The sequence below is a fragment of the Actinomadura sp. NPDC048032 genome, from assembly GCF_040653175.1.
Lineage (GTDB): Bacteria > Actinomycetota > Actinomycetes > Streptosporangiales > Streptosporangiaceae > Spirillospora > Spirillospora verrucosospora.
In genome coordinates, this window is sequence record NZ_JBEZJP010000279.1 from 1 (window position 1) to 10,833 (window position 10,833).

Annotated in this window: 7 protein-coding genes; 3 read left to right on the plus strand and 4 right to left on the minus strand. The window is 75.1% G+C overall.

Annotation, left to right across the window (positions count from 1 at the left end; all coding sequences use genetic code 11):
* Positions 1 to 2,470: FtsX-like permease family protein (locus AB0C69_RS28735; protein WP_360358299.1), on the minus strand; the 2,470-nt coding region annotated here is incomplete at its 3' end.
* A gap of 150 nt (positions 2,471 to 2,620) precedes the next feature.
* The gene (locus AB0C69_RS28740) at positions 2,621 to 5,833 is read right to left on the minus strand and encodes a BTAD domain-containing putative transcriptional regulator (protein ID WP_360358300.1); all 3,213 of its coding nucleotides are present in this window, start codon (positions 5,831 to 5,833) and stop codon (positions 2,621 to 2,623) included.
* A gap of 139 nt (positions 5,834 to 5,972) precedes the next feature.
* Here AB0C69_RS28740 and AB0C69_RS28745 point away from each other — a divergent pair, with 139 nt between their 5' ends.
* Entirely contained in the window at positions 5,973 to 6,533 is a 561-nt protein-coding gene (locus tag AB0C69_RS28745) for a dihydrofolate reductase family protein (RefSeq protein WP_345173349.1), read from the plus strand.
* Between the two features lie 7 nt (positions 6,534 to 6,540).
* On the opposite strand, the gene AB0C69_RS28750 is transcribed toward AB0C69_RS28745, so the two are convergent.
* The gene (locus AB0C69_RS28750; protein ID WP_360358301.1) at positions 6,541 to 7,470 is read right to left on the minus strand and encodes a helix-turn-helix transcriptional regulator; all 930 of its coding nucleotides are present in this window, start codon (positions 7,468 to 7,470) and stop codon (positions 6,541 to 6,543) included.
* Positions 7,471 to 7,837: 367 nt separating this feature from the next.
* Between AB0C69_RS28750 and AB0C69_RS28755 the strand changes: the two genes are divergently transcribed.
* Together AB0C69_RS28755 and AB0C69_RS28760 are read left to right on the plus strand one after the other, a co-directional pair.
* On the plus strand, positions 7,838 to 8,191 hold the full coding sequence (locus tag AB0C69_RS28755; protein WP_345173347.1) for a YciI family protein: 354 nt from the start codon (positions 7,838 to 7,840) through the stop codon (positions 8,189 to 8,191).
* 138 nt (positions 8,192 to 8,329) lie between these two features.
* The gene (locus AB0C69_RS28760; RefSeq protein ID WP_360358303.1) at positions 8,330 to 9,580 is read left to right on the plus strand and encodes an RNA polymerase sigma factor; all 1,251 of its coding nucleotides are present in this window, start codon (positions 8,330 to 8,332) and stop codon (positions 9,578 to 9,580) included.
* On the opposite strand, the gene AB0C69_RS28765 is transcribed toward AB0C69_RS28760, so the two are convergent.
* Entirely contained in the window at positions 9,561 to 10,724 is a 1,164-nt protein-coding gene (locus tag AB0C69_RS28765) for an FAD-dependent monooxygenase (protein ID WP_360358302.1), read from the minus strand. The two genes, AB0C69_RS28760 and AB0C69_RS28765, sit on opposite strands and share 20 nt — an antisense overlap.
* Positions 10,725 to 10,833 lie beyond the last annotated feature (109 nt).

Here is a 10,833-nt window from a genome sequence, read left to right on the forward strand (position 1 = left end):
CCGCGAAGCGGTAGTCGCCCAGCGGGCCGCCGAGCGGCGGCGACGAGACCGTGAGGGTCATCAGCGCGTCCTTGGTGTCCGCGGCGCTCGCGCTGATCGGGTGCTCCGGGTCCTGCGGTCCGGCGAACACGTCCCAGCGGGATCCCGCGGGGCGCGCGGCGCGGCCGGTGCCCTCGCCGGCGATGCCGCGCAGTTCCAGTTCGAGCTTCCCCGAGAGTTCCCCGGTGTCGTCGCCGACGTGGACCCCGCGGACGGACAGCGGGTAGGACGGCCTGCCGTCCGGGCCCGCGAGCTGCGCGACGTCGAGGGCGAGGGTGTGCTCGTCGCCGTCCGCCCGAAGATCCGGCAGGGCCACCTGCCGGGACAGCCCCTGGGCGTCCACCAAGGTCACCGTGAAGGTGTAGCCCCCGAGGGGCGGCGACTCGTCGGCGCCCGTTCCGGGCTTCGGGCCGGAGTGGGTGAGCCGCAAGTCGAACAACAGCCGTTTCGGCTCACCGGGGACGGTCAGCGCCGGGGCGGCGGGACGCGCCCGCGCCAGCTCGTCCAGCCGCAGGTCGTTCCGCAGGCCCGGGGCGACGCGCAGGAGCGGGCCGATCCTCCCGGCGTCCACGCCGAGCAGTGTCGCGGGTTCGGTGCCGAGGTCGGCGTCCATGCGCAGCACCCCGGTGGCGGCCGATACGCCGGACAGGGCGGCCAGCCTTCCGGCCTGTCCGAGCGGTTCGGGGCCGCCCTCGCGGGACGAGGCGGACAGCCTCAGGTCGGCGCCGCTCTGGAAGTCGGCCTGGTCGGTCTGCGACCGCCGCCAGGTCGCCATCGTCGTGACCGACAGGATCCCGACGGCCATCGCCATCACCAGCAGCAGGACGGGCCCGGTGTAGCGGAGCTGGCGCCGCCCGACCTGCCGGGTGCCGAGGACGGCCACGAGGCCGCGTCCGCGGGTCGCGATCCGCTCGGCCACGCGGGTGACGGCGGGCACGAGGCGGAGCAGGAGGACCCCGCCGGCGAGCAGGGCCAGGGCCGGGCCGGACACGATGAACGGGTCGATGCCGCCCGTGCCCCCGCCGGGGGCGCCGCCGCCCGCGCCGTCCGCCCCGTACCGGGTGAGCTGCCAGATCGCGAGCCCGGCGACGAGCAGCAGCGCGAGGTCGGTGCCCGAGCCGCGCAGGCCGCCGCGGCCCTGCCGCCCGATGCCGGCCTGGGCCTCCACGAAGGTCCGGTTAGCGCCCCGCAGCGTCGGGACCGTCAGGACGACGGCGCAGGCCAGCGCCGTCAGCACCGAGACGGTCCACAGCGGCAGGAGCGGCCCGGCGTCCAGCCGCAGCCCCGAGTCCCGGACCGCGGGCGCGTGCCCGGCCAGGCGCAGCAGCGGGCCGGCCAGCAGCGGGCCGAGCACCGCGGCGGGCAGCACGATCAGCAGGCCCTCGGCGAGGCCGAGCCGGGCGAGCTGGCGCATGCCGAGGCCGCGGGTGCGCAGCAGCGCGACCTCGCCGCGCCGGTGGTCGGCGAGCAGCCGCGCGACCAGCAGCCACGCGCAGCCCGCCAGCAGGACGAGCTGGATCACCGGGATGAGCATCGTGGACCGCGCGACCTGGAGCGCGGTGCGCAGCTGCGCGGTCAGGTCGGGCAGGTCGGTCGCGACGCTGAACTGCGCACCGTCGCCGGCCTTCTTGAAGGTGTCGCCGCCGGCGGCCACCCGGTCGCCGAGGGCGCCGAGCTCGCCCGGCTCGACGCCGCGCAGGTCCGGCATGACGGTGAAGCGCGCCTCGGATCCCGTGCCGGTGAACCGGGCGGCGAAGACCTCGGGCTGAACCACGAACGGCCCGTAGCTCGTGTAGGTGAGCCTTTCGACACCGGTCGTGATGAGCTTGTCGTCCTGCCAGAAGTAGTCCTGCGGGTCGGGGACGTCGAACAGCCCGACGACGCGGACCTTCACGACCGACTTCTTGTCGACGCGGCCGTGCAGCGTGAGGACGTCGTCCACGCCGGCGTGCATCGCGCGGGCGGCGGCGCCGGGCAGGGCCGCCTCGACCTCCCCGGAGCCCGTACCCGAGGCCGCGCCGGGCCAGCGTCCCTCGGTGAGTCGCGCGTGCTTCTCGATGCCGGTGTAGGTCTCGAACGCCGTCAGGTCGGGGTGTTCGCTCTTCTCCTGGCCCGGGACCGTGTAGGAGTCGCTGCGGACGCTCATCGAGACCGCCAGCGGGACGTCCCGGTAGATCTGCTTCAGCGTCCGGTCGACCTGGTCCTGGATCCTGGGCAGGCCGTTCGCCGGGACGCGCGTGCCGAGCGCCGTGCCGACCGACTCGAACGTCGCGTCCGCCAGGGTGCGGCGCAGACCCTCGCGGGTCACCGAGCCGGTGTAGCCGACCAGGGCCGCGAGGACGGTCGTGGCGAAGAGGGCGGTCGCGCAGGCGGCCAGCACCAGCGTCCGATCGCCGATGATCCGGCTGAGCACCAACCCCCGTCGTCCCACGAAGGGTGATGATCAACCCCTGTGAGAGGGGCCACAAGGGGTCGTGATGAATCCGCGACTATTCGCAACCTTCTTGCAATAGGGCGAATCACCCAGGCAAGCGCGTCCCCAGGAGGCCCTGCCGCCTCGCCCTGCCGGTCCGCCCGCGCCCTACCGGCCGGCCCATACGGAAGCGCCCTCCGGAGGGACGGTCTCCGCACGGCGCAGGATCTCCGCCGGGTCGAGGCCCGCCCCGGCGGCGAGCACGTCCGGGCCGGCCGCGTCCCCGAGCCGCGCGGCGGCCCGGTCGATGTCGTCCTGCTCGACGGGGGCGGGCGGCACGCCGGCGGCCTTCCGGATCGCCGCCGCCTTCCCGAGGGCCTGCGCCGCGTCCCGGTGCCGCCCCGCCAGGGCCAGCGCGCCTGCCAGCCCCTCCAGGGCGCCCGCCAGGTCACGTGGCGCCTCCAGCCTGATCGCGACGGCCAGCGCGTCCCGCTGGTACCGGACGGCGGACGCCGCGTCGCCCCGCGCCTCCGCCACGCGGCCCAGCCCGGTCTGGATCATCGGCAGGTACAGGGGCGGGAACTCCTCCGGCGACGCCGCCGCCAGCAGGGGCCGCATCCGGTCCTCGGCGTCCTCCAGCCGCCCCTCGCGTTCCGCCGCCAGCCCGAGGCCGATGTCGGCGAACATGGCCGCGGGCGCGAACCCCTGCTCCGCCGCGACCCGCCGCGCCCGCCCGAACAGCCGCCGCGCGGACGCCTGGTCGCGGCGCAGGTAGGCGATCCAGCCGCGCCACGCCATCCGCATGGCGACGTCCGGCCACAACCGCAGCTCCTCGGCGATGCGCTGCGCGTCGTGATGGAGCCGCTCGGCCCGGTCGTAGTCGCCGGTCAGCTCCGCCAGCCCGCCGAGCCACTCCACCGCCTGGAGCCGTCCCCAGCGGTCGCCGACCTCGTCGAACAGCACGGCGGCTCGTTCGGCGTCGCGCTCCAGCGCGGCGGGCTCGCCGCGCGCGTGGGCGTGCATGGCGCGCTGGACGAGCGCCGCCGCCTCGCCCCACCGGTCGCCGCACGCGCGGAACCCCGCGAGCGCCTCCCCCAGCCGCGCGGCGCCCTCGCCGGTGTCGTCCAGCTCGGCCCGGGCGAACGTCAGGAACCAGCGCGCCCACGCCTTCAGGCGGTCGTCGCCGGTGGCGTCCACGAGCGCGAGGGCCTCGTCGCGGCGGGCCTTCCAGTCGCCGGGGGCGCCCTTGAGCACGGCCAGCCCCGCCCGCCACACCAGCGCGCGGGCCCGGACGTCCGGCGATCCGCCGTCCCGTGCGAGGGCCGCCTCCAGCGACCGCAGCGCCTCGGTCAGCCGCCCGCGCAGGAACCAGTACCAGGCGAGCGCGTTGACCAGCCGCAACGCCTCGTCCGCCGACCCGGCGGCGTCGAGCGCGGCCCGGAGGTTCGCCGACTCCACGTCCAGCCTCGCCAGCCAGCGCGCCTGGTCGGGCCCGGTGAGGCCGCCCGCCGCGCGCTCGGCCAGGGCCACGTGGTGGGCGCTGTGCGCGGCCTCGGCGCGCCGCGTCTCCCCCGCCTCCGCCAGCCGCTCGGCCGCGTAGGCGGCGACCGACTCCAGCAGCCGGTACCGGGGGCCCTCGCCGGGGCGCTCCGTCATCACGACCAGCGAGCGGTCGACCAGCCGCACCAGGACGTCGAGGACCTCCGCGTCCGGGACCTCCCCGCCCGCGCACACCGCCTCGGCCGAGTCGGCGGTGCAGCCGTCGGCGTGCACCGACAGGCGGCGCAGCACCGCGCGCTCCGGCCCGGTCAGCAGGTCCCAGCTCCAGTCGATCACCGCGGTGAGGGTGCGCTGCCGGGCCGGGGCGCCGCGGTGTCCGGACGACAGCAGCCGGAACCGGTCGTCGATCCGTTCGACGAGCCCCTCGACGCCGAGCGTCCGCACCCGGGTCGCGGCGAGCTCGAGGGCGAGCGGGATGCCGTCCAGCCTGCGGCACAGCTCCCCGACCGGGCCGGCCGTGTCCCCGTCCAGCCGGAAACCCCGCGACGCCGCCCGCGCCCGCTCCGCGAACAGCCGGACCGCGCTCGACGCCGCCGGGTCGTCGCCGCGGCCCGGCACGTCCAGCGGCGGAACGGCCCACACGACCTCGCCCGGCAGGCCGAGCGGCTCCCGGCTCGTCGCCAGCACCCGCACCCCGGGCACCCCGCGCAGCAGCCGGTCCGCCAGCTCGGCGGCCTGCTCGACCACGTGCTCGCAGTTGTCCAGGACGAGCAGCAGCCGCCGGGCGCCGAGCGCCGCCGCCAGCCGGTCGAGCGCCGCCGCGGGCTCGCCGGGCGCGTCCCGGATGTCGAGGATCGCCGTCACGACCTCCGCGAGGTCGGGCACGGTCGAGCGCTCCAGGGCCGCCAGCTCCGCCATCCACACGCCGTCGCCGAACCTGTCCGCGAGCCCGGCAGCCGTCTCGATCGCCAGGCGCGTCTTGCCGACCCCGCCCGGGCCGGTCAGCGTGACCAGCCGGTCGGTGCCGATCCGGGCCCGGATCTCCCGGACGGCGCCGTCCCGCCCGATCAGCTCGGTCGGCGGGACGGGCAGGTTCGACCGCGGGCGCGGCGCCTCCGGGGCGGCGGGCCCGCCCAGGGCGGGGTCCTGCCGCAGGATGGCCCGCTGGAGCTCGGCCAGCTCGGAGCCCGGGTCCAGGCCCAGCTCGTCGGCGAGCAGCACCCGGTACCTCTCGAAGCACTCCAGCGCCTCGCTCTGCCGTCCGGCCCCGTAGAGGGCCCGCATGTGCGCGGCCCTCAGCCGCTCGCGCAGCGGGTGCTCCTCGACGGCGCCGCCGAGCTCGCCCGCCAGGGCGCCGTGCTCGCCGAGCGCCAGCCGCACCTCGGCGTGCTCCTCCAGCGCGGTCAGCCGCAGTTCCTCGAGCCTCGCCACCGCCGCGCGGGTGAACTCCTCGTCGCGGAAGTCGGCCAGCGCGGGGCCGCGCCACCGTCCGAGCGCCTCCGCCAGCAGCGCCGCCCTCTCCTTCGGCTCCGCCGCGCCGCGCGCCCGCTCGACCAGCGACCGGAAGGACCGGGCGTCGACCCGCTCGGGGGCGGCGGCCAGCAGGTACCCGGCCGGGCGCGACTCCACCAGGGCCCGCGCGCCCGGCTCGGCGTCCTCCAGGACGCGGCGCAGCTGCGACACCTTCGCCGACAGCGCGCCCATCGGGTTCCCGGGCGGCGCGTCGCCCCACAGGTCGTCGACCAGCCGGTCGGCGGGGACCGGACGGCCCTCGTGCACGAGCAGGTCCGCCAGCAGCGCCCGCACCTTCAGCCCCGGCACGGGGACGAGCCCGCCGTCGTCGGTCCAGACCGCGAGCGGTCCGAGCAGCCCGAAACGCATCTTCCGACCCTAATGCGAACTCGTTCCCCGGCGCGTCCGGGCGGCCGCCGGAAAGGAAGCGTAAGGATCCGGTAAACGGTCTCGCGCACAGTGGTCACACGGCGCCGGAAGGCGAACGATCAACCCGACGGAGGAGACCATGCGCAAGATCATCAACTCGACGTACGTGTCGCTCGACGGCGTCATCGAGAACCCGCAGAACTGGACCTCGGCCTACTTCCAGGACGAGGCCGCCGCCTACGCCAGGGAACTGCTGTTCTCCTGCGACGCCATCCTGATGGGACGCAAGACGTTCGACGGCTTCTCCCAGGCGTGGCCGGCCATGGAGGAGGCGACGGGCGACTTCGGCGTCCGGATGAACAGCCTGCCCCACTACGTCGTGTCCGACTCCCTCCGCAAGCCCGGCTGGGGCGACACGACGGCGATCCCGCGGGCGGAGGCCGTCACGGAGATCGCCAAGCTGAAGGAGCAGGACGGTCAGGACATCCTGCAGTACGGCTTCGGCCCGGTGTCCCGGACGCTCGTCGAGCACGGCCTGCTGGACGAGCTGCGCCTGTGGATCCACCCGGTGCTCGTCGGCGCCCGCGAGACCGGCGAGCTGCTCAACGCCGACGAGTTCTCGGCCGCGTTCGAGCTGGCCGGCACCGAGGTCTTCAAGACCGGCGTCATCATCGCCACCTACGTCCCCAGCGCGCGGTAGCGAGCGGTCATCCGGCGGCCCGGCGCGGCGGAACGCCGAACCGGGCCAGGGCCGCCCGGAGGATCGCGCGGGTGCGGTCCGGGGGCTCGGCCTGGACGCCGACACGGTCCAGGGCGTCGCGGTAGCGGGCGATGTCGGACGCCCGGTCCGGGTAGAGCGCGCAGGTGAGCTGCTCCAGGTAGACCACGTCGGGCAGCTCGGGCTCGGCGAACCGCAGCAGCGTCATCGGGCCGCTCTCCGTCGCGGGCCCGCCCGAGGCGAAGGGGGCGATCTGCACGGTGACGTTCGGCCGCTCCGCCATCTCGATCAGGTGCTCGATCTGGGCGCGCATCGTGGCGCGGCCGCCGACCGTCCGGCGCAGCGCCGCCTCGTCCAGCACCGCCCACAGCCGCAGCGGGTCCGGGCGCTCGAACACGCGGCGGCGCAGCATCCGCAGCTCCACCCGCCGCTCGATCTCCTCGGGCCCCGCCTCCGGGTGGCGGGCGGCGATCAGGGCACGGGCGTAGTCCCTGGTCTGCAGCAGTTCCGGGACGTTCAGGACCTCGTACACGCGGACGAGCACCGCCCCCTGCTCCAGCCCGAGGTAGGGCTCGAACCAGGACGGGACCACGTCGCCGAACGGCTGCCACCAGCCCGGCGCGTTGGCGTGCTCGGCCAGTTCCAGCAGCGGCTCGCGCAGCGACGGGTCGGTCACGCCGTAGAGGGTCAGCAGGTCGGCGACGTCGCGCTCCTTGTAGCCGACCCGGCCGAGCTCCATCCGGCTGATCTTGGAATGCGAGCCGCGGATCTCGTACCCGGCGGCCTCGGTGGACAGGCCGGCGGCCTCCCGGTAGCGGCGCAGCTGGGCGCCGACCAGCAGGCGCAGCACCGTCGGGCCCGCCTCCCGGTGGTCCTGGGCGACGCGGGCGCGGTCGCCCTCCGGTTCCGCGGCGCTCACGAGGCCCCGCGCCCCGCGGCGCGGCACCGCCCGTGCGGCGCCGGACCTCCGGCACGCGGCGCGGACGGCCCACCGGTCACCGGTGCCGGAACTCCCATGGGACGCCCTCCTCGACGTGCGGAAAAACTTTCCACCGGATGAAGTTACTCGTTGGAGAGTCACTTGCCCACTAGTCCGGAATGTCCTCTTTGGTGGTCATCTCGGGGAATGTAGGGGAGCGTCCGGCTCAAGAGCGCCGTGACCTGGCACGATACGGAGCACGAAAAAAATCCAGAAGATCTCGGCCAGGATGTCGATCCGGTCACACGTTCTTCGACGCGTTCGTGACGGACCGGGAAGGACCGGGCCGGTGAGCAGAGGAGACGACATGCGGTTCCTGTTGATGACGACGGACGACGGTTCTGCGCCCGCCGCGCCGCCGGACGAGAAGCTGCAGACGGAGATGGGCCGGTTCATCGAGGAGATGTCCCGGAGCGGGGTGCTGCTCGCGACCGGCGGGCTGGAGCCCGGCGGCACCCGGATCACGTCGTCCGGCGGCAAGGTCACCGTCCTCGACGGCCCGTTCGCCGAGGCGAAGGAGACGGTCGTCGGGTTCGCGCTGATCGAGGTGGGCAGCCGCGAGGAGGCCATCGAGCTGTCCAAGCGCTTCTGGGCGATCGTCGGCGACGGCGAGGGCGTCATCCAGCAGGTGTTCGGGCCGGAGGACCTCCCCGGCCAGTGAGGCTCGCGCCCGGCGGGCGCCCGGCGGGGCCTGGGCGTCCGCCGAGGTTGCGCGGCGGCCGGTGCGGGTGCTCTCATCGGCAGCGTGACGGCATCGGACGAGCCCGGGGCGCGGAAGGCGCCCGCACGGGGCACGAGCGTGCACGCGACCGTCGACGCGGTGTGGCGGCTGGAGGCCGCGCGCATCATCGCCGGTCTCGCCCGCATGGTGCACGACATCGGGCTCGCCGAGGAACTCGCGCAGGACGCGCTGGTCGCCGCGCTCGAACAGTGGCCGGAGTCGGGCGTCCCGGATAACCCGGGCGCCTGGCTCATGGCCGTCGGCAAGCGCCGCGCGATCGACCGGATCCGGCGGCTGCGGCGGCTCGACGACAAGATCGAGGAGATGGGCCGCGACCTGGAGACCCAGGCGCCGCCCGACGAGTTCGACGTTCCGGACGACGACCACATCGAGGACGACGTCCTCCGGCTGATCTTCACGGCCTGCCACCCCGTGCTGTCCGCGCAGGCGCGGGTCGCGCTGACGCTGCGCATGCTCGGCGGCCTCACCACCGAGGAGATCGCGCACGCGTTCCTCGTCCCCGAGGCGACCGTGGCGCAGCGGATCGTCCGGGCCAAGCGGACGCTCTCGGAGGCGAACGTCCCGTTCGAGGTGCCGCAGGGCCCCGACCGCGCGGCCCGGCTGGCGTCCGTGCTGGAGGTCGTCTACCTCGTCTTCAACGAGGGGTACGCCGCCAGCGCGGGCGACGCCTGGGTGCGGACGGACCTGTGCCGCGAGGCGCTGCGCCTCGGCCGCGTCCTCGCGGCGCTGGCCCCGGGCGAGCCCGAGGTGCACGGGCTCGCGGCGCTGATGGAGATCCAGGCGTCCCGCACCCGGGCGCGCACCGGCCCGTCCGGGGAGCCCGTCCCGCTGGCGGCGCAGGACCGCGGCAAGTGGGACCGGCTCCTCATCGCCCGCGGGTTCGAGGCGCTGCTGCGCGCGAAGAGGATCGGCGAGCCGCCCGGCCCGTACGTCCTGCAGGCCGCGATCGCCGCCTGCCACGCGCAGGCGCCCTCCGCCGAGGACACCGACTGGGCGCAGATCGCCTCCCTCTACGAGATCCTCGCCCGCGTCGCGCCGTCCCCCGTGGTGGAGCTGAACCGCGCCGTGGCGGTCGGCATGGCCCGCGGTCCCGAGAAGGGCCTGGAGCTCGCCGACGCGCTGGTGGACGAGCCCGCCCTGCGCGGCTACCACCTGCTGCCGAGCGTCCGCGGCGACCTGCTCGCCCGCCTCGGCCGCCGGGACGAGGCCCGGGAGCAGTTCGAGCGCGCCGCGGAGCTCACCCGCAACGCGCCCGAACGCCGGGTCCTGCTGGACCGCGCCGCCGCGCTCAGTAGTCCCGCACCGTGAACGAGCCGACGATCTCCCCGAAGTCCTGGAAGTCGACGACCTCGGTCCCGGCGCCCGTCTCGGCGTCGCGCTGCGCGTCCACCCGCGCCTTGTTGGTCAGCGCCAGTTCCTGGTTCGCGGCGACGTACCCGCGCAGCTCCTTCTCGTAGTTCGCGAACGCGGCGCGGTGGTCGCCGCCCGCCGCCTTCAGCTCCCCGGCCAGCACGTACGCGCCGACGACGGCCATGCTCGTGCCCTGCCCGGACAGCGGCGACCCGCAGTAGCCGGCGTCCCCGAGCAGGACGACCCGCCCCTTCGACCAGGAGTCCATGTGGATCTGCGCCATCGAGTCGAAGTGGAAGTCGGGCGCGTCCCACATCGTCTCCAGCAGCTCGGGCACCACCCAGCCACCGCCGGCCAGCGCGTCCGCCATGATCTTCTTCTGCGCGGCGGTGTCGCGGTGGTCGTACTCGATCGGCCGCTCGGACTCGAACCCCAGGTAGACGCGGACCTCCTCGTTGCCGCGCACGCTCATCACGCCGCCGCCCCAACTGCTGCCCGGCACCTGGTGGAACACCTGCCAGCGGTCCAGGCCGAGGAAGTTCGGGGCCGTCCACACCGACAGGTAGGTGCCGAGGTGGGTGAGGTAGTCCTTCTCCGGCCCGAACACCAGCCGGCGCGTGGTGGAATGCGCGCCGTCCGCGCCGACGACCAGGTCGAACGTGCGGATCAGCCCGCTCTGGAAGATCACCCGCACGCCGTCGTCGTCCTGCTCCACCCCGGCGATCGAGTCGCCGTACAGGTACTCGACGCCGTCGCCCGCCGCGTCCACCAGGATCGCGGACAGGTCGTCGCGCAGGATCTCCACGTCGGCGCCGCTCAGGTCGCCGCCGGTGATCGTGTAGTCCTCGCTGCGGTACAGCTCCTTGCCGTCCCCGTCCACCATGGACATGCCGCGCATCTCGACGCGCCGCTCGCGGATCCGGTCGAGGACGCCCATCCGCTCGGCGACCTCCAGCGCCGGCCCGCGCACGTCGATCGCCTGCCCGCCGGCCCGCGGCCCGGGCGACACCTCCACGACCGTCACGCCGAACCCGTACCGCCGCAGCCAGTACGCCAGCGCGGGACCGCCGATGCTCGCACCCGAGATGAGGACGTTCTTCATGGGGACCTCCCTAGTCCGGCGGGTCTGGGGCCTCGTGAGGTCGCCCGCGTCGGCGGGGAAGCCGATGAGCACGCTCGGCCGGTCCAGGGAGCGCAGCAGCGGCAGCCGC

What these genes read in the sequence shown, in the direction of transcription:
- AB0C69_RS28740 (WP_360358300.1), bottom strand. Translation starts at nt 5,833, where the DNA reads ATGCGTTTCGGGCTGCTCGGACCGCTCGCGGTCTGGACCGACGACGGC.
- AB0C69_RS28745 (WP_345173349.1), top strand. Translation starts at nt 5,973, where the DNA reads ATGCGCAAGATCATCAACTCGACGTACGTGTCGCTCGACGGCGTCATC.
- AB0C69_RS28755 (WP_345173347.1), top strand. Translation starts at nt 7,838, where the DNA reads ATGCGGTTCCTGTTGATGACGACGGACGACGGTTCTGCGCCCGCCGCG.
- AB0C69_RS28765 (WP_360358302.1), bottom strand. Translation starts at nt 10,724, where the DNA reads ATGAAGAACGTCCTCATCTCGGGTGCGAGCATCGGCGGTCCCGCGCTG.